At 67.4% G+C, this 26,132-nt stretch carries 26 protein-coding genes; 11 read left to right on the top strand and 15 right to left on the bottom strand.

Annotated features, from left to right (window positions below; genetic code table 11):
* Positions 1–42: 42 nt before the first annotated feature.
* A complete protein-coding gene (locus Ssi02_RS00970) occupies positions 43–810 on the top strand; it encodes a DeoR/GlpR family DNA-binding transcription regulator (RefSeq protein ID WP_204020021.1) in 768 nt (255 codons plus the stop codon).
* A gap of 518 nt (positions 811–1,328) precedes the next feature.
* On the opposite strand, the gene Ssi02_RS00965 is transcribed toward Ssi02_RS00970, so the two are convergent.
* Positions 1,329–2,402 carry a protein kinase family protein gene (locus Ssi02_RS00965; protein ID WP_204020019.1) on the bottom strand — a complete coding sequence of 358 codons (1,074 nt, stop codon included), beginning with the start codon at positions 2,400–2,402 and terminating at the stop codon, positions 1,329–1,331.
* Positions 2,403–2,576: 174 nt separating this feature from the next.
* Here Ssi02_RS00965 and Ssi02_RS00960 point away from each other — a divergent pair, with 174 nt between their 5' ends.
* The gene (locus tag Ssi02_RS00960; RefSeq protein WP_204020017.1) at positions 2,577–2,822 is read left to right on the top strand and encodes a DUF2630 family protein; all 246 of its coding nucleotides are present in this window, start codon (positions 2,577–2,579) and stop codon (positions 2,820–2,822) included.
* A 74-nt stretch (positions 2,823–2,896) separates the two neighbouring features.
* Here the strand turns inward: Ssi02_RS00960 and era are convergent, their stop codons facing one another.
* The 7 genes from era to Ssi02_RS00925 form a co-directional block, all read right to left on the bottom strand.
* A complete protein-coding gene (gene era / locus Ssi02_RS00955) occupies positions 2,897–3,799 on the bottom strand; it encodes a GTPase Era (RefSeq protein ID WP_204020015.1) in 903 nt (300 codons plus the stop codon).
* On the bottom strand, positions 3,796–4,131 hold the full coding sequence (locus Ssi02_RS00950) for a cytidine deaminase-like protein (RefSeq protein ID WP_204020013.1): 336 nt from the start codon (positions 4,129–4,131) through the stop codon (positions 3,796–3,798). Before Ssi02_RS00950 ends, era begins: the two co-directional genes overlap by 4 nt.
* Positions 4,132–4,144: 13 nt before the next feature.
* A complete protein-coding gene (locus tag Ssi02_RS00945; RefSeq protein WP_204020011.1) occupies positions 4,145–4,849 on the bottom strand; it encodes a hypothetical protein in 705 nt (234 codons plus the stop codon).
* A 361-nt stretch (positions 4,850–5,210) separates the two neighbouring features.
* On the bottom strand, positions 5,211–6,515 hold the full coding sequence (locus tag Ssi02_RS00940; protein ID WP_204020008.1) for a hemolysin family protein: 1,305 nt from the start codon (positions 6,513–6,515) through the stop codon (positions 5,211–5,213).
* Positions 6,512–6,991 carry an rRNA maturation RNase YbeY gene (gene ybeY, locus Ssi02_RS00935; protein ID WP_204020006.1) on the bottom strand — a complete coding sequence of 160 codons (480 nt, stop codon included), beginning with the start codon at positions 6,989–6,991 and terminating at the stop codon, positions 6,512–6,514. The genes Ssi02_RS00940 and ybeY overlap by 4 nt, the downstream gene beginning before the upstream one ends.
* Positions 6,992–7,005: 14 nt before the next feature.
* On the bottom strand, positions 7,006–8,043 hold the full coding sequence (locus Ssi02_RS00930) for a PhoH family protein (protein WP_204020004.1): 1,038 nt from the start codon (positions 8,041–8,043) through the stop codon (positions 7,006–7,008).
* Between the two features lie 129 nt (positions 8,044–8,172).
* Complete coding sequence (locus Ssi02_RS00925) at positions 8,173–8,517, bottom strand: histidine triad nucleotide-binding protein (RefSeq protein ID WP_204020002.1); 345 nt, start codon at positions 8,515–8,517, stop codon at positions 8,173–8,175.
* A gap of 282 nt (positions 8,518–8,799) precedes the next feature.
* On the opposite strand from Ssi02_RS00925, the gene Ssi02_RS00920 reads away from it, so the two are divergent.
* A complete protein-coding gene (locus tag Ssi02_RS00920) occupies positions 8,800–9,279 on the top strand; it encodes a SigE family RNA polymerase sigma factor (RefSeq protein WP_204020062.1) in 480 nt (159 codons plus the stop codon).
* On the top strand, positions 9,276–9,920 hold the full coding sequence (locus tag Ssi02_RS00915) for a hypothetical protein (protein ID WP_204020000.1): 645 nt from the start codon (positions 9,276–9,278) through the stop codon (positions 9,918–9,920). Before Ssi02_RS00920 ends, Ssi02_RS00915 begins: the two co-directional genes overlap by 4 nt.
* A 164-nt stretch (positions 9,921–10,084) precedes the next feature.
* Here the strand turns inward: Ssi02_RS00915 and Ssi02_RS00910 are convergent, their stop codons facing one another.
* Genes Ssi02_RS00910 through hrcA form a run of 3 tightly spaced genes read right to left on the bottom strand, consistent with a single transcriptional unit; the run spans position 10,085 to position 12,959 of the window.
* Entirely contained in the window at positions 10,085–10,816 is a 732-nt protein-coding gene (locus Ssi02_RS00910; RefSeq protein WP_204019998.1) for a 16S rRNA (uracil(1498)-N(3))-methyltransferase, read from the bottom strand.
* A complete protein-coding gene (dnaJ, locus tag Ssi02_RS00905; RefSeq protein WP_204019996.1) occupies positions 10,813–11,940 on the bottom strand; it encodes a molecular chaperone DnaJ in 1,128 nt (375 codons plus the stop codon). The genes Ssi02_RS00910 and dnaJ overlap by 4 nt, the downstream gene beginning before the upstream one ends.
* 11 nt (positions 11,941–11,951) lie before the next feature.
* Positions 11,952–12,959 carry a heat-inducible transcriptional repressor HrcA gene (gene hrcA / locus Ssi02_RS00900; RefSeq protein WP_204020061.1) on the bottom strand — a complete coding sequence of 336 codons (1,008 nt, stop codon included), beginning with the start codon at positions 12,957–12,959 and terminating at the stop codon, positions 11,952–11,954.
* Between the two features lie 708 nt (positions 12,960–13,667).
* Between hrcA and Ssi02_RS00895 the strand changes: the two genes are divergently transcribed.
* Genes Ssi02_RS00895 through Ssi02_RS00885 form a run of 3 tightly spaced genes read left to right on the top strand, consistent with a single transcriptional unit; the run spans position 13,668 to position 15,779 of the window.
* Positions 13,668–14,204, top strand: a complete 537-nt coding sequence (locus Ssi02_RS00895; RefSeq protein WP_204019994.1) for a hypothetical protein — start codon at positions 13,668–13,670, stop codon at positions 14,202–14,204.
* A gap of 27 nt (positions 14,205–14,231) precedes the next feature.
* On the top strand, positions 14,232–15,050 hold the full coding sequence (locus Ssi02_RS00890) for a DUF3097 domain-containing protein (RefSeq protein WP_204019992.1): 819 nt from the start codon (positions 14,232–14,234) through the stop codon (positions 15,048–15,050).
* 24 nt (positions 15,051–15,074) lie between these two features.
* Complete coding sequence (locus Ssi02_RS00885) at positions 15,075–15,779, top strand: DUF4870 domain-containing protein (protein WP_204019990.1); 705 nt, start codon at positions 15,075–15,077, stop codon at positions 15,777–15,779.
* A gap of 73 nt (positions 15,780–15,852) precedes the next feature.
* On the opposite strand, the gene hemW is transcribed toward Ssi02_RS00885, so the two are convergent.
* Positions 15,853–17,064: a radical SAM family heme chaperone HemW gene (hemW, locus tag Ssi02_RS00880; protein WP_204019988.1), complete on the bottom strand. Its 1,212-nt coding sequence runs from the start codon at positions 17,062–17,064 to the stop codon at positions 15,853–15,855.
* Positions 17,065–17,192: 128 nt separating this feature from the next.
* Between hemW and Ssi02_RS00875 the strand changes: the two genes are divergently transcribed.
* Positions 17,193–18,458: a glycoside hydrolase family 18 protein gene (locus Ssi02_RS00875; RefSeq protein ID WP_204019986.1), complete on the top strand. Its 1,266-nt coding sequence runs from the start codon at positions 17,193–17,195 to the stop codon at positions 18,456–18,458.
* A 9-nt stretch (positions 18,459–18,467) separates the two neighbouring features.
* Entirely contained in the window at positions 18,468–18,800 is a 333-nt protein-coding gene (locus Ssi02_RS00870) for a hypothetical protein (protein WP_204019983.1), read from the top strand.
* On the opposite strand, the gene Ssi02_RS00865 is transcribed toward Ssi02_RS00870, so the two are convergent.
* Both Ssi02_RS00865 and lepA read right to left on the bottom strand, forming a co-directional pair.
* Positions 18,801–19,412: an MOSC domain-containing protein gene (locus tag Ssi02_RS00865; RefSeq protein ID WP_239128486.1), complete on the bottom strand. Its 612-nt coding sequence runs from the start codon at positions 19,410–19,412 to the stop codon at positions 18,801–18,803. It abuts the gene before it with no gap.
* Between the two features lie 129 nt (positions 19,413–19,541).
* Positions 19,542–21,383: a translation elongation factor 4 gene (gene lepA / locus Ssi02_RS00860; protein ID WP_239128485.1), complete on the bottom strand. Its 1,842-nt coding sequence runs from the start codon at positions 21,381–21,383 to the stop codon at positions 19,542–19,544.
* Positions 21,384–22,126: 743 nt separating this feature from the next.
* Here lepA and rpsT point away from each other — a divergent pair.
* Together rpsT and holA are read left to right on the top strand one after the other, a co-directional pair.
* Positions 22,127–22,396 carry a 30S ribosomal protein S20 gene (gene rpsT / locus Ssi02_RS00855; protein WP_204019977.1) on the top strand — a complete coding sequence of 90 codons (270 nt, stop codon included), beginning with the start codon at positions 22,127–22,129 and terminating at the stop codon, positions 22,394–22,396.
* A gap of 452 nt (positions 22,397–22,848) precedes the next feature.
* On the top strand, positions 22,849–23,820 hold the full coding sequence (gene holA / locus Ssi02_RS00850; RefSeq protein WP_239128484.1) for a DNA polymerase III subunit delta: 972 nt from the start codon (positions 22,849–22,851) through the stop codon (positions 23,818–23,820).
* A 5-nt stretch (positions 23,821–23,825) separates the two neighbouring features.
* Here the strand turns inward: holA and Ssi02_RS00845 are convergent, their stop codons facing one another.
* Positions 23,826–25,997: a ComEC/Rec2 family competence protein gene (locus Ssi02_RS00845; RefSeq protein WP_239128483.1), complete on the bottom strand. Its 2,172-nt coding sequence runs from the start codon at positions 25,995–25,997 to the stop codon at positions 23,826–23,828.
* Positions 25,998–26,132 lie beyond the last annotated feature (135 nt).

The raw sequence follows: 26,132 nt of genomic DNA, 5'->3' as shown, positions 1-26,132 counted from the left end.
GATCCTCATGTACCCCAGGACACAAGAGGGAGGCCGGACCCGATGCTGAGTGAGAAGCGGAGAAGCACCCTGCTTCACCACGTGCGCACCAACGGATCGGTAAGCGTCGACGACCTCGCCGACATCCTCGGCGTCAGCGTGTCCACGGTGCGGCGTGATCTCGACGAGATGGACGAGCGTGGCCTGCTGCGCCGCGTGCACGGCGGCGCGATGGCGATCTCGGGCGGGGAGGCCACCGAGGTCTCCCTGGTCGAGCGGGCCATCCGCAACCTCGACGAGAAGGGCCGCATCGCCGCCCGGGCGGCGGAGCTGGTCAAACCCGGCAGTGTCGTGCTGCTGACGGGAGGCTCCACCTGCGCGCAGATGGTGCCCCACCTCGGGCGGGTGCGCGACCTCACGGTGGTGACCAACTCCGTGGCCGTAGCCCATGCCATCGGCACATCGGGCGACGAGGTGGAGGTGCTTGTGCTTGGCGGCCTCATGCGCAACACCGAACTCTCGCTGCTGGGCCACCTGACCACCCAGGCGCTGGCCGACATCCACATCGACACGGCGTTTTTCAGCGCTTACGGCCTCGATCCCGATTACGGCATGCTCGGCGCACACCTGGCGGAGGCGGAAACCGATCGCAACATGATCCGAGTGGCTCGCGACCTGGTGGTGCTCGCGGACCACACCAAGTTCGGCCAGCGGAGCGCGGTGCGCATCGCGCCAGTGTCCCGCATCAATACGGTGATCACCGACACCTCGGCTCCTGACGCGGCCGTCGCCGGGCTCCGCGCCCACGACGTCAACGTGATCATCACCTGACCCGCCCGCTCAGCGCGTCAGGACCGGGCACCGCGCACCGGATCACACATGATCCCGCCGGCCGTCACCGACCACGAGGAACACCACAACGGCGACGGCAGGCGGCACCGATCGCACCGCGCCACACCACATCCGGCCGTCAAGCCGATGAGGCGCCCCAGTGATCATGGTCAACCCTGCGGACATCAAAGACAGACGGCAAGGCTTCGGCTCATAAAGGCGACCACCGGAGGGCCGTGCTCAGTCGGCCAAGGCGCGACCGGGGCGGCCCGTCGCCCCGGAGGCGGTCGCGGAGCACCCGACCGAGCCGGTCGGGGACTGGTGGTCACCCCGCCAGACGAGGCCCATGCCGTACGGCACGGCACAAATAGGCAGGACGCGAAAGAGGCAGGGCACGAAAGAGGCAGGGCACGAAAGAGGCAGGACGCGAAAGAGGCAGGGCACGAAAGAGGCAGGGCACGAAAGAGGCAGGGCAGGAGAAAGCGAGCGGGGCACACCGCAGGCAGCAGTCGCCGTGATCACCCCATCGCGCTCAAAGCACGTCCGATCTCCTCATGCGGGTACGGCGTGGCCCGGTCGGCCCCGAACAGATCCCAGCAGAAGTCGTTCATGACGGCCGCCACAGCCGCATACCGCCGGATCACCGTGGCCGCGGCCGGCGGAGCGCCGACGGGGTCCGCGCCCTCCGCGCACGCGCGGATGTACTCGTTGCGCAGCACCGGCCCGCCGCCCCCCGGCTCGGTGACGCCGCAGACGTCGGTGACGAGCCAGTTGACCAGCCGCATCAACGCATACCCCATGTCGTGGGTGCCGTTGCGCTCCAGGAACCCGACCTCCTCCCCTGAAAGGTCGAACCGAGGGGAGCTCGCCAGCCCGAAGTCGGTCATGTACAGGCGTTCACCATCGGTGAGGATGTTGCCGAAGTGGGCGTCGAAGTGCATCAGCCCCTGGCTGTTCATGAACGCCACATCGGCCGGCAAACACGTCTCGACCATGTCGCACGCCGCCAATGCCGCCTCCTCGCCTGCGGCAAGCCGGACGGCCAGCCAATCCCCGAGGTTGTACGGGATGTACTCCTGAAACAGCACGACACTGGCAGAGGCCCCCGCAAGCGCACTCAGCCGCTCGTGGACAGCCGGCGACCCGCCCCAGTAACGCACGACGGCCTCGATGTCGGCGTGCTCCTCGGTGGGTGGAGGCGCTCCCGGCAGCACCCGCCAGTGGTACAGGACCGGAAAGGCCGCACTGCGCCCGGCCAGCACCCACGTGGTCGCCATGACGTTGGCCGCGAGTTCCCGCCAGACACCGAATCCCGGCGATCCCAGCGATCCAACCCCGTAATGACAGAACGTCGGCAGCTTGAACAGGTTGGCCGTGGACATCACATTGCCCGCGCGGCGCTCCAAATCGCTCAGCGGCACCCGCTTCGCGAAGACCGGCACACCTTCGACGGTCAACAGGACCAAGCTGCCGCCGATCCCTGAGCCCAGAACCTGCGCCTCATCCACCATCGTGGCGAGCTGCCGATCACTGCGCAACGCCAACGCACTCGCCACATCGCCGTATCTGCCGACCCGATCCTGGTGGGACATGTCCAACCGTGCACCTCGCAACCCTCGACAACCAGCGCTTTCATGATCGTGGACGGCGGCCCCCACCATCGGTACATCGCAAGGGAGGGTACACATGACGTATATGGTCGAATCTAGGGACGGAGCCCACCATTTGAACTCCACGACGGGGGGCTCGGCGATCTTGGGGGCGTCATGCGAGACGACGAGATCCTCGGCAGGATCAACGACCTCGTGACCGAGGAGCGAGAGCTGCGGCGGCGACTGGCGACGGGCGAGGTGACCTCAGTAGAGGAGAACCAACGCATAAGATCGCTGGAGTTCGCCCTCGACCAGTGCTGGGACCTGCTACGGCAACGCCGCGCACAACGCGACATCGGCGAAGATCCCGACTACGCCCGCCCAAGACCCGCCGACGAGATCGAGAACTACCAGCAATAGCAGCACCCAGCCAAATCACCACGAAAGACGCGACCGAGCGCGGCATCCCGCACCCGGCCACGCCCCAGGGGCGGTCAGTCGTAGAACCCCAGCCGGCGAAGCTGTTTCGGGTCCCGCTGCCAGTCCTTGGCGACCTTGATCCGCAAGTCCAGATAGACCCGCGTGCCCAGCAGCGCCTCGATCTGGTGGCGGGCCCGGGTGCCGACCTCTCGGAGCCTTTCGCCCTTGCGTCCGATTACGATGGCCTTCTGGGAGGGCCGTTCGACGAACATGAACGCGTAAATGTCGAGCAGATCGTCGCGTCCCTCACGCAGGCCCATCTCCTCGACGACCACCGCGATCGAATGCGGCAGTTCATCGCGGACCCCTTCGAGGACCGCCTCCCGGATCAACTCCGCGACAAGCACCTGTTCGGGCTCGTCGGTGAGCTCCCCCCCGACATAGAGCGGGGGGCTTTCCGGCAGCCGTTTAATGAGCAGGTCGGAGAGAATGTCCAACTGCTCCCCCGCCTTCGCGGAAACCGGGATGATCTCCGCAAACTCCCCCAGATTTGACACCGCCAGGAGCTGCTCGGCGAGTTTCTCCCGCGACACCAGATCGCATTTGGTGACGATCGCCATCACCGGCGTGCGTTTCACCGCGGCGAGCTTGTCCGCGATGAACTTGTCTCCCTTGCCGATCGCCTCGTCCGCGGGGATGCAGAAGCCGATGACGTCGACCTCGCTCAACGTGGACAACACCAGGCTGTCGAGGCGTTCGCCGAGCAGGGTGCGCGGACGGTGCAGACCGGGGGTGTCGACGATCACAAGCTGGGCGTCGGGGCGGTGCACGATGCCGCGAATCGTCCGGCGGGTGGTCTGCGGCTTGGAAGAGGTGATGGCCACCTTGGTGCCCACCAACGCGTTCATCAAAGTGGATTTGCCCACATTGGGCCGCCCGACGAAGCAGGCGAACCCGGCCTTGAACTCGTCACTCATCGGCTCTGCCGTACCGAACCGTCGGGGGCGGCCGTGAGCAGGATCGGGGTGCCGAGGTCGGCGACGACCGCGCGGTCGGCGTCGGTCGGGGTCTCGGCCTCGGTGACCAGCGCTGCGGCCTCCAGCGCGCGCGCTCCGCTCGACACGGCCATCGCCACCGCGACCTGCAGCGCCGACAGGGTCAGCGACGGCAGCGCCACGTCGGTCGCCACATATGTACGACCGGTCTCGTCACGGACGGCAGCTCCCTCGGCCGAGCCGTTGCGCGCTCTGGCCGACCGGGCCAGCACGATGATCTTGTTGTCCTCGGGGTCGAGAGTCGTGTCAGTCACCCGACAAGGCTACTCAAGTACCGGTGCGTGCCGATGCCACGCGTTCGGCTACAGCTCGGGCGATCTGCTGGGTGCGTGCCGGATCAAGGTTGGCGACACCGGTGTGAGCGAGGGAGATCATGGTTTCCCCGATGCGGACGAAGACCACATGCAGCCTGTACGGATAACCGTGCAAACGTCCGGTCACCTTGGCCGCGACGGCACTCTCACCGACCCGCTCCATCGGCAGGTGGCGCATCTTCAGCTTGGTGCCGTTACCGGCGTTCTTGCCGACGAACTCCCTGTTCGTCGCCGATGAGCAGCGAGTCAGGGCCGATCCGAGCTCCTCCAGAGTGCGATTCGCTCCCCCGCTGCTATATCCGGCAAGCGCGACCCCCACCACCTCGCCGAGCCCCCGCCCGGGGAAGGTCGCCTCGGCGTGGGCGAGCAGCGACTCCTTGGGGGGACGGCCGCCGGCGGTGTCGAGTACGGCACGGCAGTGTGGATCACGCGGCCGGAAGGGCGTGGTCCACCCGTCGCGCGGCCTGGAGGAGAAGCCCTCGGGCAGACCACGTTGATCGTGTAGCAATCCCTTGATGCGGGCCAGCTCACCGCGGTCCTGCTGCACGGCATGGACCTGTGGCTTCCTCGCCCCGCAGCCCCCCAAAGCCGCGGCGATAAGCCCTGCGGCCGCGATGACGGCTACCGCCCCCACCAGCATCTGCATCCGGCGCGTCATATTGTCCCCCGTTGCTCCCCCGTCGGTGGTGTTCCCACCTATGAATGGAGCAATCCCCAATAGACGCTTAAGGGTGCTCTCACCTGCATAAGCCTGGCGAGAGCACCCTTATCACGAGGGGCGTCTCGGCCGGCTAGCTGGCCGGGACGCCCTCACCCCCCGGAAGGCCCTCACGCCGCGAACCCCACCCAGCGTTTGGGTCTTCCTTACGGCGCCTGCAGCACCAGGCGCCGTGAAAGAACTATCCCGCGTCCCGCTTGCAAATGACTTGTAGAGGGCTTGCATATTATTCGCAGGTTTGTCGGGAATCGGATTGCATCGCTCCCCGGTCCGGCACACCCTTCCTGACCTGCGAATTCGCCTACTGGCTGTCCTTCTTGGCGTTCACGAAGTCCCGCTTCGACGGCCGCAGCCTCCTGACGAGCACCGTGCCGATCCGGTTGCGCCGCCCCGCGATGCTCTCCGCGGTCAGCCGCAGCCCCTCGACCTCGACCTCCGACCCGGCGATCGGCACCCGGCCGAGCGCGTGCGCGAGAAGCCCGCCGACCGTCTCGACGTCGTCGACCTCGATCTCGACGTTGAACAACTCGGCCAGATCGCTCACGGGCAGGCGGGCGGTGACCCTCATCGAACCGTCGTCCAAGGACTCGACCCTGGGGAGTTCCTGGTCGTATTCGTCGGCGATCTCCCCGACGATCTCCTCCAGCACGTCCTCGATGGTGACGAGGCCCGCCGTACCGCCGTATTCGTCGATGACGATGGCGAGATGGCTCTGCCTGGCCTGCATCTCACGCATGAGTTCGTCGATCGGCTTGCTCTCCGGCACATAGGTGGCGGGGCGCATGACCGTCTCGACCTTCTCCCCCTGCCCGCTGTCGCCGGACTCGTGCACGTGGCGCACGACGTCCTTGAGGTAGACGATGCCGACAACGTCGTCCTCGTTCTCCCCGACGACCGGTATGCGGGAGAAGCCGCTGCGCAGGGCGAGCGAGAGAGCCTGGTTGAACGTCTTGCCGCGCTCGATGAACACCATGTCGGTGCGCGGCACCATGACCTCGCGCACCAGGGTGTCGCCGAGTTCGAACACCGAGTGGATCATTTCCCGCTCGTCGGGCTCGATCACCCTGCGCTCCTCGGCCAGGTCGACCAGGTCGCGCAGCTCGGCCTCCGAGGTGAACGGGCCGTCGCGGAAGCCTTTACCCGGGGTCACCGCGTTGCCGATGAGGATGAGCAGCTTGGGCAGCGGCCCGAAGATCCGGGTCAGGCCGTAGACGATCGGGGCGCTCGCCAGGGCGATGGGCTCGGCGTGCTGACGGCCGAGGGTGCGCGGGGACACGCCGACGATCACGTAACTGACGACGATCATGGCCGCGGCGGCCGCGGCGTAGGCCCATCCCTGATCGCCGAGCACGTCTATGAAGATCAATGTGGCGATGACAGTGGAGACAAGCTCACAGCTCAGCCGGAGGAGCAAGAGGAGATTGAGGTAGCGCGGCGGGTCGGCCACGATGGCCCGCAGCCGCTCGGCGCCCCTGCGCCCCTCGCGCACGAACTCCTCAGCGCGCACCCTGGAGATGCGTGTCAGAGCCGTCTCCGCGCTTGCGATCAGGCCGCCGACCACTACAAGGACGACGACCGTCACCAACCACCCGTTCGCGGCGTTCACCGCTGGGTGCGCACCTCCCGCCACGCCGTGAGAAGCTCGGCCTGCAAACCGAACATCTCCTTGTGCTCATCGGGCTCGGCATGGTCGTAGCCCAGCAGGTGCAGGATGCCGTGCGTGCACAGCATCTCCAGCTCGTCCTGGGCCGAGTGACCCGCCTCCACGGCCTGCTTGGCCGCGACCTGCGGGCACAACACCACGTCGCCGAGGAGCGCCGGATCGGCCGGCCCCTCGTTGCCCTGCCGCGCCCCGGTCTGCCCGGGACGCAGCTCGTCCATCGGGAAGGCCAGCACGTCGGTCGGACCCGGCTCGCCCATCCACTGCTCGTGGAGACCGGCCATCACATCCTCGTCCACGACCAGGATGGACAGCTCGGCCAGCGGGTTGACCCGCATATGGCTCAGCACATGCCCGGCCAGCGCCACGAGCGTGGTCTCGTCGACCTCCACGCCCGACTCGTTGGCCACCTCGATCGTCATCGCTCGCTCATCCTCTATCTCCTGCCGCGCTGCTGCTTGATCTGCTTGGGCTCGGTCAGCGTGGCGTCGTAACGGCCGTAGGCGTCGACGATGTCGCTCACGAGACGGTGGCGGACCACATCAGCGCTGCTCAGACGGCAGAAGTAGATGTCGGGAATGCCGTCCAGAATCTCCTGAACGACTTTAAGCCCGCTCTGGGTGCCGCCGGGAAGGTCGATCTGGGTGACGTCACCGGTCACCACGATCTTGGAGTTGAAGCCGAGCCTGGTGAGGAACATCTTCATCTGCTCAGGCGAGGTGTTCTGTGCCTCGTCCAGGATGATGAAGGCGTCGTTGAGGGTGCGCCCGCGCATATAAGCCAGGGGGGCGACCTCGATCGTGCCCGCGGCCATCAGCCTCGGGATGGAGTCGGGGTCGACCATGTCGTGCAGCGCGTCGTAGAGCGGGCGCAGATAGGGGTCGATCTTCTCGTAAAGCGTGCCGGGCAGGAATCCGAGCCGCTCACCCGCCTCGACCGCCGGTCTGGTCAGGATGATGCGGTTGACCTCTTTGGCCTGAAGCGCCTTCACGGCCTTGGCCATGGCCAGGTAGGTCTTGCCGGTGCCCGCCGGTCCGATGCCGAAGACGATCGTGTGCTTGTCGATCGAGTCGACATAGCGCTTCTGGTTGACCGTCTTGGGGCGGATCGTGCGCCCACGTGAGGACAGGATGTCTAGGGAGAGCACCTCGGCGGGGCGCCCTGACGACATGCGCAGCATCGCGATGCTGCGCTCGACGGAGTCCGTGGTGAGCTGGGTGCCGCCGCGCGCCAGCTCGACCAGCTCTTCGAAGAGCCGGACGACCGCGCCGCTCTCCTCGGGACTGCCGGTGACGGTGATCTCGTTGCCCCGGACGTGGATGTCGGCGCGAAAGGCGCCTTCGATGACCCGCAGCAGCTCGTCTCGCGAGCCCAGCAGGCCAACCATGAGCTGGTCGTCCGGTATAACCACCTTCGCCTGGGTCCTGGTGGGACCGCTGGGTGGCGTCTTACGGGAATCTTGTGGCTCGGACATGGGCAGGCCTACGGCCTGATCGCCTCCTGGATAGATGCAACAGGGCTGCTACCACATGCTATCCGGGTTGGCTCTGATCCGCTCCGCAGTAAACCGGTGCTTCCGCGCGTGACCGCCGGCCGGGAGAGATCACCCCGGCGGCCAGGTGAGCGCCCGCCCTCCGAGCACGTGTCCGTGCACGTGGAAGACGGTCTGGCCGGCGCCTGGACCGGTGTTGAAGACGACCCGGTAGCCGGCCTCGGCGACGCCTTCCTGGACTGCGATTTTGTGCGCGGTTGTGAAGACCTCGTCGGCGAGGCCGTCGTCGGCCTCAGCCAGCTCCGCGGCGTTCGCGTAATGCACCTTGGGGATCACGAGGACGTGCATGGGGGCCTGTGGGTTGATGTCGCGAAACGCGATGGTCCGCTCGGATTCGTAGACGATCTGAGCCGGAATGTCCCTGGCCACGATCTTGCAGAACAGGCAGTCGATCACCCTGGCACTTTAGCGTCAGTTGCCGTTGCCAATCGGTAATCAGTGCCTGGGTGCGCGGAAAGATCCCCGCAGATAGGGTGTGTGTGCCACACTACAGCGGAAAATTGGAACAACTCAGGGTCGGGCGAGGCCACCTGGCGAGGACACGACTGGGTCATGCCCCCTAATGAACCGGAAGAGCGTAAACCCTCTGGGAAGGCCGCGCGTCCCACTGATGTGACCACCGAGACCCTCGTGGCCGATAGGTCGCTCGGGGCGGTGCCTGTCGGGTGGGATGCCGATATGGCCGTGACTGCGCTATACAGTGCGCACTATCGGTCACTTGTGCGTCTCGCCGTACTATTGGTCCGCGATATGGCAACTGCGGAAGAGGTCGTCCAAGACGCGTTTGTGGCCATCCACGGCGCGTGGCGACGGCTTCGGGACCCCGACAAGGCACTCGCATACCTGCGGCAGTCGGTCGTCAATCGTTCCCGGTCCGTGCTGCGCCACCGCGCAGTTGTGGAGAAATATGCCCCTAAGGGACTCCCCGATGCGCCTAGCGCTGAGCACGGCGCGATCGGCGAGCTTGAGAGGGGCGCTGTTATCGAGGCGCTGAGGAATCTCCCCACGCGCCAGCGCGAAGCACTGGTCTTGCGCTATTACGGTGATCTGTCGGAAGCCGAGATCGCTCACGCCATGGGCATCAGCAAGGGCGCGGTGAAAAGCCACACTGCCCGTGGAATGGCCGCCTTACGCAACGTCCTGGAGCAATCGTCATGACCCAAGCCCCCGATGAGCACGGCGCCATCCTCCGCCATGCTCTCCGCGCGGAGGCGGAGGCGGTCGTTCCCTCTCCCGAAGCATTGGAGATCATCCGCGCCCGCATCGAGCGGCGCGGGTCATGGGGCCTGTTCTGGTGGCGTACGGGCGCGTCCATCGCAGGAGCCGTCCTGGTGGCGGGGGCGGTGGTCATGGTGGTGCCCGGCCTGCGGCAGCAGGTGACGCCGGAGGATCGCCGCATCACCGAGGTCAACCACGGCACGCGGGGACCGGAGGCGTCCGGCACCTCCCGGCCCGTGCCGCAGCAGCCGCCGCCGCACAACCCGCCTGAACAGGCGGTGGTCCCGGTGCCGGTGCCACCGCGCCCGACCAGCGCCACCGTGCCGAGCGAGCCGGCCCCCCGCCAGCCCAGCGCGTCCCCGCGCAAACCGACCTCGTGCCCTTCCACGGCCGACGAGGCGGCACGCGAAGCCCGCGAGGCGGCGGGCAAGCACTGCCCGCCGACCGCCAAACCCAGCTCGTCGCCGTCACCGTCGCCTTCGGCCTCGGACTCCGGCGCACCCTGTCCCGGTCCCGCCGAGGAGTGCCCGCCGGTGGAGCCCGAGCCCTCCACCCCAGAGCTGATCACCCCGACCAACTAGACCGCGAGCCCCTCCCCAGGCCAAGGCCGAGCCCACGGCGTACGGCTCACGCCCTCACAGTGCCGCCCTCAACAGTGCGCGCCTGGAGCACGGCCCTGCCGTCGACGTGCGCAGCCTCCTGGGCACGGAGCTCCGGCGGCCTCACACCAACCGCGCCGAAGCCTTCACCACCGTCCGGTGCGCGCCTGGAGCACGGCCACCGCGGCGACACCTGCCGTCGACGTGCGCAACACCGTAGGCCCGAGCAGACAGGGGATGGCTCCCGCCGCCCTGAAGGCCGCCAGCTCATCGTCGCCGATGCCGCCCTCGGGACCGACGACCACGACCACGTCCCCCGAGAGGGGAAGGTCGACGCCCGAGAGAGCTGTCGTGGCCTCCTCATGCAGCACCACGGCCCGCTCGGCGCCCGTGAGGAGGGCCGCGACCTGAGCCGTGGTGGCCTGCTCGGCGACCTCGGGCAGCCAGAAGCGCCGGGACTGCTTGGCGGCCTCTCTGGCGGCCGAGCGCCACTTGGCGAGGGACTTGCCCGCCCGGTCGCCCTGCCAGCGTGTGACGCAGCGTGAGGCGGCCCACGGCACGATCGCGTCGACGCCCGCCTCGGTCATCATCTCGACGGCGAGCTCGCCCCTGTCGCCCTTGGGCAGCCCCTGCACCACCACCAGGCGGGGCCGCCCCGGGGGCACGTCGTAGCGGCGCAGCACATCGACGGTCAGCGAGTCCTTGGCCGCCTCGCGCACCACGCACTCGGCGACCGCGCCCCGGCCGTCTGTGAGGTCGAGCCGCTCACCCGCCCGCAGCCGCCTCACCGTCGCGGCGTGGCGGCCCTCGGGGCCGCCCAGCACGAAGGAGTCCTTCGCCAGCTCCTCACGCCCGGCCAGGAAGACCGGAGCGGTCATCGGCCGTTGAAGGCGTCGCGCAGCCGGGAGAAGAAACCCTGCTGGCCCGGCGCGAACTTGCCGGGCGGACGCTCCTCGCCACGCAGCTTGGCGAGCTCACGCAGGAGCTCCTCCTGCTGCGGATCGAGCTTGGCGGGGGTCTCGACGTTGACGTGGATGAGCAGGTCGCCCCGCCCCGACTCGTTGAGCCTCTGCACGCCTCTGCCGTAAAGCGGGATGACCTGGCCGGACTGCGTGGAGGGCCGCACATCGATCTCCTCGGCGCCGTCGAGCGTCTCCACGGTGAGGATGGTGCCGAGCGCGGCCGCCGTCATCGGGATCTGCACGGTGCAGTGGAGGTCGTCGCCGCGCCGCTCGAAGATCTCGTGGGGCTTCTCGACGATCTCCAGGAACAGGTCGCCGGGCGGGCCGCCGCCGGGGCCGACCTCGCCCTCGCCGGCGAGCTGGATGTGTGTGCCGTCCTCGACTCCGGCGGGGATGCGCACCTTGATCGTGCGGCGGGTGCGCACGCGCCCGTCGCCCGAGCACTCCTGGCAGGGGTGGCGGATGATCGTGCCGTAGCCGCCGCACTGCGGGCAGGGCCTGGACGTCATGACGTTACCGAGGAACGACCGCGTGACCTGGGACACCTCGCCGCGGCCGTGGCAGATGTCGCAGGTGTCAGGGTGGGTGCCGGGCGCGCCGCCCGCCCCCTGGCAGACCTCGCAGAGCACCGCGGTGTCGACGACCAGCTCGCGGGTCGTGCCGAACGCCGATTCCTTGAGGTCGAGCTCGACCCGGATCGTCGCGTTGCGTCCGCGACGCGCCCGAGATCTCGGGCCCCTGGCGGCGCCGGCGGAGCCGAAGAAGGCGTCCATGATGTCGCTGAACTGGAAGCCGGCCCCGAAACCGCCCGCTCCAGCACTCGACAGGGGATCGCCCCCCAGGTCGTACATCTGGCGCTTGTTGGGGTCAGACAGGACCTCGTAGGCCTGTGTGATCTCTTTAAAGCGCTCCTGCGTCTCCGGATCAGGGTTGACGTCTGGGTGCAACTCACGCGCCAGACGCCGATAGGCCTTTTTGATCTCTTCCGGAGTCGCGTCACGGCGCACCCCAAGGGTGCCGTAGTAATCGCTCTTAGCCACCTATGACCCTCTTATGAAGCAGCCAGGATCTGGCTGACGTAGCGTGCCACTGCCCGCACCGCTCCCATCGTCACCGGATAGTCCATGCGCGTCGGACCGAGAACGCCGAGACGCGCCAGTTGCTTATCGCCCGAGCCATAGCCCGCGGCCACGATCGATGTGCCCTGCAAATAGGGGTTCTCCGAGCCGATCCGCACTGTGATCGCGGCTTTGTCGGGGGCGTCGCCGAGCAGGCGCATCAGCACGACCTGCTCCTCAAGCGCTTCCAGAACCTCTCGCAGACCCACGGTGAAGTCAGGCGCCGCCAGGTTGGCGGCCCCTGCGAACACAATCTTCTCATCATGTCTGTCGACCAGCGTCTCCAACAGGACCGACAGAATGGTGGCCGCGGCCGGTCTGTCCTCCTCGGGAAGCCTTTCCGGCAGATCGGCGACCAGATCAGGCACCTTGTTGAGCCTGCAGCCGTCGAGGCAGGCATTGAGCACCGCCCGCATGTGCGCCACCCGGATCTCGTCGACCTTGTCGGGCAGCTCGACGACCCGCTGGTCGACCCGGCCGGTGTTGGTGATGAGCACCAGCATCACACGGTGATCGGTCAGCGGCACGATCTCGACGTGCCGCACGGTCGAGGCGTCCAAGGTCGGATATTGCACGACCGCGACCTGCCGGGTGAGCTGGGCGAGCAGCCGCACGGTGCGCATGACCACGTCGTCCAGATCGACCGCGCCGGCCAGAAAGGTCTCGATCGCCCGGCGCTCCGCGCTCGACATCGGCTTGATCTGCGACAGCTTGTCGACGAACAGCCGGTAGCCCTTGTCCGTGGGCACGCGTCCCGCGCTCGTGTGCGGCTGGGTGATGTAGCCCTGCTCCTCCAGGACCGCCATATCGTTTCTGATCGTCGCGGGTGACACGCCGAGATTGTGACGATCGACAAGCGCCTTGGAGCCCACCGGCTCACTGGTGGACACGTAGTCCTCGACAATGGCCCTGAGCACGGCCAGCTTACGGTCGTCGACCAACGTGCTCACCTCCTTGCCTGGCACCGGAACCGGGAGACACCAGATCTAGCACTCTGCATTCCCGAGTGCCAAGTGTACGGCGCTCGCCCCCGGCGTGCGATAACACGGGGCGGAGTCGGATATCTGGAAGGTGTCAGGCGCGCTGCTATCCGCGGACCGCGCCGACGCGTCAAACTGCCGGATATGACGGACAAGACAGAGCCCTCCGACGACGAGACGACCCGGGTGTCGCGCCCAGGACCGCCCGGGCAACCATACGACCCGCAGCAGCCCCCGCCGGCCCCCTTCGCCTCCCCGTCGGGGCCGCCCACGGGGCGCACCTCTCCGGAGGGCTCCTTCCCTGGGGGCGTGTTCCCCGGCGGCGCCGCGCCCGGGGGGCAAAGTCCGGGAGGGCAGGGGCCTGCGGGGCAGGGTCCGGGGGGGCAAGGTCCATGGGGGCATGCTCCGGGCGCTCCGGTCCCGGGGGCACCTGTCCCGGGTGGCCATGTTCCCGGAGGCCCGCCTCCCGCGGCTCCGCCGTACGGTCCGCCCCCGCAGGGCGGTCCCAGGTTCGGCGGCCCGCAGCCGCCCCCCGCGCCCCCCTTCGGCACACCGCCGCCCGGGAGCACCGGCTACGGCGGCCCGCCCTTCGGCGGGCAGGCCACGGGGTACGGCGGAGCCCCGCGGCCGGCCGCCCGGCAGCTCCGGCCGCGCCGCCGCTGGATCCTGGTGGCGTGGATCTTTGCTTTCGTCACGTTGGTGGCGGGAATCATCGCCTTCAACATGACCACCGCGGCGGACGTCCAGGACATCCTCCCCAAGGACCAGTTCGGCTCGGGGGAGACCCGCACTGTGCTGCTGGACCCCGAGCGGGGGCCAGCGATCTACGCCAGCAGCAAGGAGCCCGTCAACTACACGTGCAACGTCACCGGGGGGCCGGGCAAAGCGGTGCTCGCCAGGCCGCTGGTGGAGCAAAAGTATGAATACCCCGGCTACACCTGGGAGCTCATCCAAGAGATCAAGGTGGAGCAAACGGGGACCTACCAGATCTCCTGCGTGACCGAACGGCAGGTGGGCACCGCCTTTGGAGTGGGGCGCAGCCTGTCCTCCGGGAACACGACGGAAGAGCTCTTCATCGGCGTCGCGCTGCTGATCGCCATCCCTGGCCTCGGTGTGGTGGTCGCGGCCGCGATGACCATCGTCGTGCTCGTGCGGCGCCGGGCCTATCGCCGGAGGCTGGCCGCCGGCTGGCACCCGGGCGGGTGATCCGCACTTTTGCTAGCGTGCCGAGATATGTACGGGCGAGATGTCCTGTCCGATGACTGGCGGCGGCCGAAAAAGCGGGTCATCCCCACGGTAACCGCCGATCACGGTCTTGTCGTGGAAGACGTGGCGGGCGAGTTCTGCGGTGCGGTCGTGGGGTGCGACAAGGAGGCCGTCACGCTGGAGGACCGGTTCGGGCGGCGGCGGCTGTTCCCACTGGTTCCCGCCGGATTCCTCCTGGAAGGCGAGGTCGTCACCCTGGTACGGCCTCCGGCTGGGCCCGCGGCACCCCGGCGCAGTGCCTCCGGTTCCATCGCGGTGGAGGGATTGCGGGCCAGGGTGGCGAGGGAGAGCCGGATTTATGTGGAAGGTGTGCACGATGCGGCGCTCGTCGAGAAGATCTGGGGGCACGATCTCCGCGTAGAAGGCGTGGTCGTGGAGTACCTCGCGGGTGTGGACGATCTGCCCGATGTCGTGGCCGAGTTCGCTCCCGGCCCCGGTCGCAGGCTTGGGGTGCTGGTGGACCACCTGGTTCCCGGCTCCAAGGAGAGCCGGATCGCGGAAAAGGTGGCCTCATCGCCGGATGTGCTGATCGTCGGGCACCCTTTTGTGGATATCTGGGAGGCTGTGAAGCCCGCTGTCCTCCGGATTCCGACTTGGCCACAAGTGCCAAAGGGTGTTCCCTGGAAGGAGGGGGTGATCCAGGCTCTTGGTTGGGGAATCGAACCGGCTGATGCTTGGCATCGCATCCTTGGCTCGGTGTCCACTTATGCCGATTTGGAACCAGCCTTGCTCGGCCGAGTCGAAGAACTGATCGACTTCGTGACCTCGCCGGACGCAGAGCGATAGCCTCGAATCAAGGAGACCATCTTAATGAGCGAGAATCCGCACGAACCTACGTATCGGCCTCCGACAGAGGACTATCCACGCGCGTCCTACCCGCCCCCGCCCAGTGCGGATCACACGGGGGGACATCACGCCGGTGGAGGTTATCAAGGGGGCTACTCGAGCGGGGACTATCCCCCGCCGCAGCCTGATTACGGCACAGGCGGCGGTTATCCGCCGCCCGGTCAGGGCTATCCGCCTCCGGGTTATGGATATGAGCAGCCGGCGCAGGGCTACGGCTATGAGCAGACGTCCCAAGGCTACGGTTACGGGCAGCCGGCGCAATATGGCTCGCCGTACGGCCCGCATGTGCCGGGGAGGTATGGCCCGAGGCCGGGCAGCGACGACACCAATATGGCGATGCTGGCCCATCTCAGCGGCCTGGGCAACCTGCTTCTCTGGCCGCTCGGTTTCATCGGCTCGCTCGTCGTCTATCTCACGCGCAAGGACCAGGCTCCTTATGCCAGGGATCAGGCGGCCGAGGCGCTGAACTTCTGGATCACCATGACCATCGCCTTCTTCGCGGTGTCCGTGGCCGGTTTCATCCTCACGTTCATCCTCATCGGGGTGGTTTTCTTCCTCGTACTGCCGGTCATCTGGATCTATGCCCTGATCGTCGGGATCATGGCGAGTGTCGCGGCGAGCAGGGGTCAGGCCTATCGCTATCCGACGTCGATCCGGATGGTGAAGTAAGCCCTGACGGATCGTGTCGCCTCCGCCGCGCCGAGCGGCGGAGGCGCTTTCATGTCCAACACCTCGCGAAAGCTCAGGTGAGATCGCGGATCAACGCGTCCGCGAGCAGCCTCCCCCGCAACGTCAGCACCGCCATGCCGTCCCGATAGGGCTCGGGCTCCAGCAGCCCCTCGGACAACGCACGGGCGGCCTCCCCCGGCCTCGCCACCTCCGCCAGCGGGAACCCCGACGAGAGCCGGAGCTCAAGCATGATCCGCTCGACCGCCCGATCGCCGGGCGACAACTCTTCACGCGCGTGCGCCGGGGACACCCCCTCGGCCAGCCGCGAGGCGTAGGTCGCCGGGTGTTTCACATTCCACCACCTGGTGCCGCCGACATGGCTGTGGGCGCCCGGTCCGACTCCCCACCAGTCGCCGCTGTTCCAGTAGAGCAGGTTGTGGCGGCAGCGCGCCGACTCTCCGGTGGCCCAGTTCGAGACCTCATACCAGGAGAATCCCGCCGCTCCGAGCAGCTCCTCGGCTATGAGGTAGCGGTCGGCGGCCACGTCGTCGTCCGGCATCGGCAACTCGCCGCGCCGGATGCGTGTAGCGAGCCGGGTGCCCTCCTCCACGATGAGTGAATAGGCCGACACGTGATCGGGTCCCGCCTCGATCGCCGCCTCCAGCGACGCACGCCAGTCGTCGTCCGACTCGCCCGGCGTCGCGTAGATCAAATCCAGGTTGACGTGCTCGAACCCCGCCTGCCTGGCCTCGGACACCACGTCGGCCGCCCGGCCGGGAGTGTGCTGCCGGTCGAGCACGGCGAGCACGTGCGGGCGCGCGCTCTGCATGCCGAAGCTCATCCTGGTGAACCCGCCCTCGGCAAGAGCGGCGAGGTAGGCGGGGCCGACCGACTCCGGGTTGGCCTCCGTGCTCACCTCGGCCCCCGGCGCGAGGCCGAACTCCTCGTCGATCACTCGCAAAATCCGCACCAGGTCGGCCGCGGGCAGCAGCGTGGGGGTGCCCCCACCGAAGAACACGGTTTCGACCGGCAGATCCGCGTCACCCAGGACACGCCGCGCCAGCCGTACCTCGTCGATGGCGGTGTCGGCGTATTCCCGCTGCGAGGCGCCGGGCCCCAGCTCAGAGGCGGTGTAAGTGTTGAAGTCGCAATAACCGCAGCGAGTCACGCAGAAGGGCACGTGGACATAGAAGCCGAAGGGGCGTGTCCCAAGCGTGCTGATCGCTCCGGCGGGCAAAGCGCCAGATGAGGGCATGGGATCCCCGTCGGGGAGTCTGGATGGCACATATCAAGTCTGCACCTTTGCGATGGATGCCATTGACGGGCCGATGGCACCGCTCTACGATCCGTGGAAACTTAAAGGAAACTTTCCTATAAGTAACCCTTAAGGACTCCCAAGTAGTGGAGAGGCCCGTGAAGAGAGTTCTCCTGACCGTTGCTCTCATGGCGGGGCTGGTCGCCCCCGCCACGTCCGCCCAAGCCCAATCTTTCGATCATGACGATGACGACCGCTACCGCAGGGTCGCTTACTTCATCAACTGGGGTATTTACGGTCGCAACTACAACGTCAAGAACCTCGACACAAGCGGTGCCGCCGCCAAGCTGACCCACCTCAACTACGCCTTCGGCTTCGTCGACGCCGAAGGCAAGTGCATAGCCTCCGACCCCTGGGCCGACTGGCAGCGCCCCATCGGAGCCGACCTGGCCGTCGACGGCGTCGCCGACCCCGAGGAGCCCGGCCTCAAGGGCAACTTCCAGCAGATCAAGAAGCTCAAGGCCAAGCACCCCGGCCTCAAGGCTCTGATCTCCCTGGGCGGCTGGAGCGGTTCGAAGTACTTCTCCGACGCGGTCCTCACCCCCGAGCGGCGCTCGGCCCTCGCGGCCTCCTGCATCGATCTCTGGATCAAGGGCAACGTCGGCGGGCTCCCGGCCGGTGCCGCGGCAGGCGTCTTCGACGGGATCGACCTCGACTGGGAGTGGCCCGGCTCCGACGGAAACGAAGGCAACATCATCCGTCCGGAGGACAAGCGGAACTTCACCCTCTTCGTCGCCGAACTCCGCCGCCAGCTCGACGCCGTCAACGACGACCTGCTGATCAGCGCCTACCTGCCCGCCGCAGCCGCCAAGATCGACGCGGGCTTCGAGGTGCGCAAGGTGTTCTCGCTGATGGACTACGCCACCATCCAGGGCTACGACCTGCACGTCTCGGGCGAAGCTCGCACCGGCCACAACGGCAACCTCTACACCGACCGCCGGGACCCCAACCCCGTCCGGTACAGCGTCGACCAGACCGTACGTGACTACCTCAAGCGCGGCGCCCCCGCGAACAAGATCGTCGTCGGCATCCCCGCCTTCGGCCAGGGCTGGACAGGCCTGTCCGGCGGCGGCGACGGCCTCTACAACTCCGCCACGGCCCCCGCCCCCGCCACATGGGTAGCGGGCTCCGACGACTACAAGAACCTGGTCAAGCTTCCCGGCAAGCGCTACCGCGACCAGCGCACGGGCGCCCAGTGGCTCTACGACGGCAAGGTCTTCTGGTCCTATGACGACCCCAGCGTTGTGCGCCAGAAGGCTCACTACATCAAGGACCGCCGCCTCGGCGGATACATGATGTGGTCCATCGACCAGGACGACGACCAAGCCACTCTCACCTCGGCGCTCTACCGCGTTCTGAGGTAACCCGGCCGGGTGCGGAGGCGGGCGCCCTGGGTCGTCGCCCGCCTCCGCACCCTCGCCCACGCACCCAACCTGCCAGGGTGCCACGAAAAATGCGGGACCGGTCTCATCGGGGAAACCGGTCCCGCTTTCGTCTGCCTCCAGGCCATGCCGTACGGCGAAGCCTCGCGGTCGGCCAATGTCCGGGCCGTCACGGGACGTCCACGTGCCGTACGGCGAAGCCTCACGGTCGGCCACCGCCCGGGCTACGCCGTGCAGCCGGCCATCATCCGGGCTTCGCCGTACAGCGCGGCTGCGATGCGGCAAAGGCCCACAGCCGGCTCCGCCGTACGCCACAGCCCGTGATCACACCGGTGTGGTGTCGCGGAAGACCCGGGCCGCCACCCGATCCCACCTGGCGGCGCGCCCCGGGGTGGCCAGGATCCGGCGCAGCAACTCCCTGTCGCCGTGATAAGCCAGGAACGACTCCCGAATGGTGACACTTTCCTGCGGGACGTACAGCACTTCGATCTTGTCACCGACCCCGAGCTCGCCCTGCTCAAGGACCTTGAAATACGTCCCGATGCGCCGTGCCTGGGTGAACCTCTTCACCCAGCCTCGCTCGTCCAGCCAGTTGCGAAAGATGACGCAGGGGACGCGTGGCGAGGTCACCTCCAGCACGACGTCACCCACACGCCAGCGTTCGCCTAGTTTGCACTCGTTGACGTCGATGCCGACGGTGGTGAGGTTCTCCCCGAACCGCCCGTCGCGCAACTCCCGGCCCAGCTCGTTTTCCCACCAGTCGTAGTCTTCGCGGGCATAGGCATACACGGCCTGATCTGGGACGCCGTGGTGCTCCTTGTCGGCCCGCTCATCACCGGCCAGACCGTTGTCCCCGACGCGGACACGACCCAGCACTGCGCTCTTGTCGATGGCGGTGCGCTTCAGCTCTCCCGCCCAGTCGGCGTCGACCGCCATCCCCACATTTACCGAGCGAATATACATATCAACGACGCTAGCTCACGAATGAGCAGCGTTGTTAGCCGATATCCCCACTTCAGAGCGGTCCCGGAAGTTCGAACTCCCCCGGCCGCCAGCGTGATCGACCTACTTCTTGGGTTTGTCGGGGCTCGAAGTCTCCGTCGAGAGGGCGGCCACGAATGCCTCCTGCGGCACCTCGACCCTGCCGACCATCTTCATGCGCTTCTTGCCTTCCTTCTGCTTCTCAAGCAGTTTGCGCTTGCGTGAGATGTCACCGCCGTAGCACTTGGCAAGAACGTCCTTGCGGATCGCCCGGATGTTCTCACGGGCGATCACGCGGGAGCCGATCGCGGCCTGGATGGGCACCTCGAACTGCTGCCGCGGAATCAGGTCCTTAAGCTTTTTGGCCATCTCGACGCCATAGGAGTAGGCCTTCTCCTTGTGGACGATCGCCGAGAAGGCGTCGACCGGGTCGCCGTGGAGAAGGATGTCCACCTTGACCAGGTCGGACTCCTGCTCACCCGAGGGCTCGTAGTCCAGCGAGGCATAGCCGCGGGTGCGCGATTTGAGCTGGTCGAAGAAGTCGAAAATGATCTCGCCGAGCGGCAGCGTGTAACGGATCTCGACCCGGTCCTCCGACAGGTAGTCCATGCCGAGCAGCGCCCCGCGCCGCCCCTGGCACAGCTCCATGATCGCGCCTATGTGCTCGGACGGCGAGAGCAGCGTGGCCCTGACGACCGGCTCATGCACCGTGGCGATCTTCCCGGAGGGGAACTCCGAGGGGTTCGTCACCGTGTGCTCGGTGCCGTCCTCCATGATCACCCGATAGATGACGTTGGGCGACGTGGAGATCAGCGACAGGTTGAACTCGCGCTCCAGCCGCTCCCGGACGATCTCCATGTGTAGCAGGCCGAGGAACCCGCAGCGGAACCCGAACCCCAGCGCCGCCGACGTCTCCGGCTCGTAGACGAGCGCGGCGTCGTTGAGCCGCAACTTGTCCAGCGCCTCACGCAGCTCCGGATAGTCGTCGCCGTCGATCGGATAGAGGCCGGCGTAAACCATGGGCTTCGGGTGCTCATAGCCACCCAGCGCCTCCGTGGCCGCCCTGACCGCCGACGTGACCGTGTCACCGACCCGCGACTGGCGCACGTCCTTGACGCCCGTGATCAGATAACCCACCTCACCGGCCCCGAGCCCACGCGCGGCGGGCATCGGCTCCGGCGAGATCACTCCGATCTCCAGCGTCTCGTGCTGGGCCTGAGTCGACATCATCAGCAGCCGCTCACGTTTGCCCAGATGACCGTCGATGACCCGGACATAGGTCACGACGCCCCGATAAGTGTCGTAGACCGAGTCGAAGATCAACGCCCGCGCCGGCGCGTCGGAGTCGCCCACAGGCGGCGGCACCTCGGCCACCACGTGGTCCAGCAACTCCCGCACACCCACACCGGTCTTGCCGGACACACGCAGCACGTCCGACGGGTCACAACCGATCAGGCCCGCGATCTCCTCAGCGTATTTCTCCGGCTGGGCGGCGGGCAGGTCGATCTTGTTGAGCACCGGGATGATGTGCAGATCGGCATTCATGGCCATATAGAGGTTGGCCAGCGTCTGCGCCTCAATGCCCTGCGCCGCGTCGACCAGCAGCACCGCACCCTCACACGCCTCCAGCGACCGGGACACCTCATACGAGAAGTCCACGTGACCGGGCGTGTCGATCATGTTCAGCACATAGTCGGTGTCGCCGACCTTCCACGGCAACCGCACCGCCTGCGACTTGATCGTGATGCCACGCTCACGCTCGATGTCCATGCGGTCGAGGTATTGCGCCCGCATCGACCGGTCGTCGACCACACCGGTGAGCTGAAGCATGCGGTCGGCAAGAGTGGACTTACCGTGGTCGATGTGCGCGATGATGCAGAAGTTGCGGATCACCGCAGGGTCGGTCTGGCCAGGCTGAGTGCGCACCGGGATCCGTTTCGGGTGAATGGTCGACAACAGGGCTGGGGGTAGCCAGCCTCTTCCATGGTGGCATGCCCAGATCCATGCTTGGGCATGAGCTCGACGCGGCCCACACCGTGATGTCGCCGCGACCACGGCCATGTGCAGTCGTGCACGGCCGCCGCTATTACCGCCCCTAGTTTAGCGGGGCACCCACTGCAACCCACCCCAACCCACACATCACCGACACGCCCGACTGATCCACCCCGATCGCCGACAGGCCACGCTGCGATGCCCTAGCCGCCGGTACGGCAGGCGCCAGCACGGCCCACTGAGCCACCCCGACCACCCGTACGGCAGGCACCGTCCCACCCGGATTGCCCAGACACCTCGCCGAACCCCCCTGGTCGCCGCAGCCCGCCTCGCCGAGCCACCGCGGTTGCCGGTACAGCGGCCGGCACCAGGGCGGCCGACCGAGCTTCAGCCGCAGTTTGCCCGGCACACCTCCCTGAATTACCCCAATCTGCCCGTACGGCAGACGCCGCGCGACCGGCCGAGCCGTCCAGTCCGCCGCGATGCCTCGCCGAACCACCCCGGTTGCCCGTACGGCGGGAGCCGGTGCGGTTACACTTGATCCAGCGGCCGTGCGTTCCCATCACGATTTGAGCGGGAAGCCGGCCTATTGATAGCCTGTTCAACTGCGTGTGGCGTGCCCTCTCAATCCTGCCCGCGCGCCCCATCCGCACCGACATTCATACCGAGGCTTCTTCGTGGCGAACATCAAGTCCCAGATCAAGCGCAACAAGCAGAACGAGAAGGCTCGCCTGCGCAACAAGGCCGTCAAGTCGTCTCTGAAGACTGCGGTCCGCAAGTTCCGCGAGGCCGCCGACGCGGGCAACGCCGACGAGGCCATCACGCTCATGCGCTCCGCCTCCCGCCAGCTCGACAAGGCCGTCAGCAAGGGCGTCATCCACAAGAACCAGGCCGCCAACCGCAAGTCGGCAATCGCCCAGCGCGCCGCCGCCCTGCAGGCCGGCTAGGTCAACTTTCCCAAACGCCGCACCCCATCGGGGGTCGCGGCGTTTTGGTGTTTCATGCTTCCGTCGTCCAGGTGGCCCTGAAGAGCGGCGACGTGACCTTCTCGCGGGTGGCGTGGTGGCGTTCGCCCTCCTCACTCGTTCCTGAGCCCACATGGACACCGATCAGCCGCCTCACCACCAACAACCCGGTTATCCGTACACACGTCAAACCTTCAACCACCACCACAGCCACGCAGACACCAACCGGCCCCCGGGGCGGGGGCGCGGCGAGGTTACTGCCAACAGCCGGGCATCCGTACAGATGTCACTTGAATGCGGACTGCGATGGAGGCGCATTTGAGGGGTGATCTGTTCTTGGGAGGCGTGGCAGGAATTGCTCTCCCGAGCCCCTGGAAAGGCTGAATCGTTCGGTGGGTTCGTGCTCGCCTCGGTGGCGTGGCATGCTGCTTGGCATGGCGGAACCAGCAGCCGTGACCCTGGTGGTCGGCGACGAGGAGTTGCTCGCGGATCGGGCGGTCAGTTCGATCGTCGAGGCGGCGCGGGCAGCCGAATCCGGGGCGGAGGTGCAGGAGCTGCTCGGTGGCAAGGTGGAGCCGGGGGACCTCACGACATTGGCGTCGCCGTCGTTGTTCGGCGACCGGTCGATCGTGGTGATCCGCTCGGCTCAGGACCTGGCCAAGGAGGTCATCGCCGAGATCGTCTCCTACGCAGCCCGCCCGGCCGACGATGTCGTGCTTGTGCTGGTGCACCCCGGCGGGGTCAAGGGGAAGGCTCTGGTCGAGGGGGTGAAGAAGGCCGGCGCTCAGGTGATCACCGTGTCCAAGGTCACCAAGGCGGGTGAGCGGCTCGACTTCATTAGGAACGAGGTCAAGCGCGCCGGCCGTACCATCGCGCCGGCAGCCGCCCAGGCGCTCCTCGATGCGGTCGGCAATGACTTGCGTGAGCTGGCCGCCGCTTGCAACCAGTTGGCGTTCGACACCCCTATGGACAAGAAGACCATCGACGAGTCGGCCGTCGCCCGTTATCACCGGGGCCGGGCCGAGGTGAGTGGGTTCACCGTGGCGGACGCCGCGGTCGAGGGCCGCCTGCGGGACGCTCTGGAGCAGGTGCGCTGGGCACTGAACACCGGCGTGGCACCCGTCCTGCTCGTGAGCGCACTAGCGGGAGGGCTACGCTCCCTGGCCAAGGTCGGCGGCGCCCCCCGCAACCTGCGTGGTGGACAACTCGCCAGCCACTTGGGCATGCCACCGTGGAAAGTCGACCGCGTCAAGCGCCAGTTGAATGGCTGGGGACCGGAAGGACTATCCCTCGCACTCCAGGCAATCGCCACTGCCGACGAACAAGTCAAAGGCGGCGGAGCCGACCCCGCCTACGCACTCGAACACACAATTCAAGTAATTGTCGCAAATCGCACGGGCCGATAACCACCTCACCCGCCGCCAACCGCAGCCGCCACGCCAGGCCCGCCGCGAACGACAACCGCGACTCCGCCCTGCCGCTCCACCACTGCCACGTCGCCGGAGACATCCGTCCGGAAGATCCGCATGCCCAACCAATGCAGACGCGCCAGCGTTGCGGGGGCCGGGTGACCGTAATCGTTGCCGGCCCCCGCACTGACCAGGGCGGCCTTTGCGCCGGTTGCGGCGAGGAATGCGGGGTCTTGGGAAGCCGAACCGTGGTGCGGCACTTTCAGGATGTCCACTTGCGGTAAACCCGCACGCACCAGATCCTCTTGGGCTTCTATCTCGATATCACCGCTGAGGAGGGCGGATCCGGCGCGCCAGCGCACGTGGAGGACGACACTCGCGTTGTTGATCGTTGACCCGTCACCGTGTTCACCTACTGGCATGTCCTTCAAGGGGCCGAGCACCGTGAACTCGGATGGCCCGAAGACCCATCGGCCTCCGGGGACAGCAGTCCATCGTGCACTGCCGCGGAGAACTGGGTCTGTGGCGAGCCTGCGATCCTCCGCCTCGTCGGGGATCGTCCCGGTGAGGATCGCGCCGACTCGGCGTCCCCGTGAAACGCCTGCTCTGCCGCCAACGTGATCGAGATGTGGGTGGGTGAACACGAGGAGCGGCACCTCGCGCACGCCCAGCGTGCGCAGGCAGCGTGCGACCGCGACCGGCTCAGGTCCTGCGTCGACGACGACGGCCTTTCCTGGCCCCGCAGCCACGACAATGGCATCGCCCTGCCCCACGTCACAGACCACCATTAGCCACCCGCTAGGCGGCCACACGACGATCAACGGCCTGATCGCGACGAAAGCGACAAGCACTCCCCCCAGAGCCGTCGCGGCCACACGTCTCACAGGCGCGTGCCGGAGCACGGCGATCGCCACGGGCACGGTCAGGGCCAGCATCACCAGTCCCGGCACACCTCCCGGCCAGGGAAGCACCCCAAGTGGTAACGCGGCGGCCCGCTCAGCCACAACGGTGACCCAACCGGTGGCGACCCCCGCGGGGTGGACGAGCACCTGGGCGAGTCTCATGTGCAGAGGAGCCACGAGCGCGGCTCCGAATCCGAGGAGTGTAGCCGGTGGTACGGCGGGGCCGGCGAAAACGTTCGCCACGACCGCGACAGGGTTCAGCCCGCCCGCCATCAACACGAGGACGGGGGTGACCGCCGCTTGAGCCGCAGCGGGTACGGCTATCGCCTCGGCAGCCCAGCGCGGCATGCGTGTGGCCAGGCGCCGTCCCCACACAGGCACGAACAGCAGGATCCCCGCCGTGGCGGTGACGGACAGCGCGAACCCGTAGGAGCGGGCGAGTTCGGGCTCGAACAGCAGCGGCCCGAGCACCGCGACCGCCAAGGCGGTCAGGCCGTGACGCGCCCGTCCGGTGCCCAGGGCTGTGACGGCCACAAGCCCCATCACCAGGGCGCGCACCACACTGGGTGACGGCCGGGCGACCACGGCGAACGCCACCATGGCCAAACCCGCGAGCGCCGCGCGGGGAGCCAACGGCAACCCGACCAGGCGTCCCACCACCAGAGCCGCTCCGGCCACGTAGGCCAGGTTGGCGCCGGAGACAGCGGTCAAATGACCAAGCCCGGCATCTTGGAAGTCGGCTTTCACCTGTTCGTCCATGCGGGACACGTCTCCCACGACCAGCCCCGGCAGGAGCCCTCGCTGCTCGGAAGGCAACACGTCAGCCGCGTCGCGCAACCCCTGGCGAAAGACGCCCGCCGTACGGTGAAGCCGCGAAGGCCCGGAGAGCACTTGTGGCCTGGCGTGCACGAAGACCAGGGCCGTAACAAGATCCCCACGGTTGGCCGGCGCCAGTCGCCCCCGCACATGAACACGCTGGCTGGGCAGCAATCCCTCCCAGCCCGGCCCCGTGGCCAGCACCACCACCGGCACCCGAACCTCCAGGCGTGTGCCGGCCCGCTCAAACACCTCAACCCGCCCGTCCACCACAAACCGCTCCCGCCTGACCACTCCACCGACACCGCCCAATGCCCGAGGATCGCCAGTGAGGACCACTTCCATCCCCGCCTCCGCCCTTTCCCTTGCGGCGGCAGCAACCGGCCCACTTTCAACCGCGTGCACCTTGAACGCCACCACGACGGCGACCGCCGCCACACACACCGACGCCCCCATCGCGACCGTCCGCCATGACGGCCCCCCATACGCAGACCGTGTCATGCTCCGCCGTCGACCGACCTCACCCGCGAACAGAGCCAGACACACACCCCCACTGATCGCGGCCACGCATGCCCCGACTACCGCCGGACA

It is taken from the genome of Sinosporangium siamense (genome assembly GCF_016863435.1).
Taxonomy (GTDB): domain Bacteria; phylum Actinomycetota; class Actinomycetes; order Streptosporangiales; family Streptosporangiaceae; genus Sinosporangium; species Sinosporangium siamense.
Note: the sequence above shows the minus strand (reverse complement) of the source record. Positions and strands in the feature narration are given on the sequence as shown.

Bases quoted from the DNA above. Each gene is read 5' to 3' on its own strand.
- Ssi02_RS00965 (WP_204020019.1), bottom strand. From the start codon at position 2,402: ATGTCCCACCAGGATCGGGTCGGCAGATACGGCGATGTGGCGAGTGCG.
- Ssi02_RS00970 (WP_204020021.1), top strand. From the start codon at position 43: ATGCTGAGTGAGAAGCGGAGAAGCACCCTGCTTCACCACGTGCGCACC.
- Ssi02_RS00865 (WP_239128486.1), bottom strand. From the start codon at position 19,412: ATGGCGGTCGACGCCGACTGGGCGGGAGAGCTGAAGCGCACCGCCATC.
- Ssi02_RS00920 (WP_204020062.1), top strand. From the start codon at position 8,800: ATGGCCGTGACTGCGCTATACAGTGCGCACTATCGGTCACTTGTGCGT.
- Ssi02_RS00930 (WP_204020004.1), bottom strand. From the start codon at position 8,043: ATGTCCGAGCCACAAGATTCCCGTAAGACGCCACCCAGCGGTCCCACC.
- holA (WP_239128484.1), top strand. From the start codon at position 22,849: ATGGCGGAACCAGCAGCCGTGACCCTGGTGGTCGGCGACGAGGAGTTG.
- Ssi02_RS00890 (WP_204019992.1), top strand. From the start codon at position 14,232: ATGTACGGGCGAGATGTCCTGTCCGATGACTGGCGGCGGCCGAAAAAG.
- Ssi02_RS00845 (WP_239128483.1), bottom strand. From the start codon at position 25,997: ATGGGGGCGTCGGTGTGTGTGGCGGCGGTCGCCGTCGTGGTGGCGTTC.
- Ssi02_RS00885 (WP_204019990.1), top strand. From the start codon at position 15,075: ATGAGCGAGAATCCGCACGAACCTACGTATCGGCCTCCGACAGAGGAC.
- ybeY (WP_204020006.1), bottom strand. From the start codon at position 6,991: ATGACGATCGAGGTGGCCAACGAGTCGGGCGTGGAGGTCGACGAGACC.
- Ssi02_RS00915 (WP_204020000.1), top strand. From the start codon at position 9,276: ATGACCCAAGCCCCCGATGAGCACGGCGCCATCCTCCGCCATGCTCTC.
- Ssi02_RS00960 (WP_204020017.1), top strand. From the start codon at position 2,577: ATGCGAGACGACGAGATCCTCGGCAGGATCAACGACCTCGTGACCGAG.
- Ssi02_RS00910 (WP_204019998.1), bottom strand. From the start codon at position 10,816: ATGACCGCTCCGGTCTTCCTGGCCGGGCGTGAGGAGCTGGCGAAGGAC.
- era (WP_204020015.1), bottom strand. From the start codon at position 3,799: ATGAGTGACGAGTTCAAGGCCGGGTTCGCCTGCTTCGTCGGGCGGCCC.
- Ssi02_RS00945 (WP_204020011.1), bottom strand. From the start codon at position 4,849: ATGACGCGCCGGATGCAGATGCTGGTGGGGGCGGTAGCCGTCATCGCG.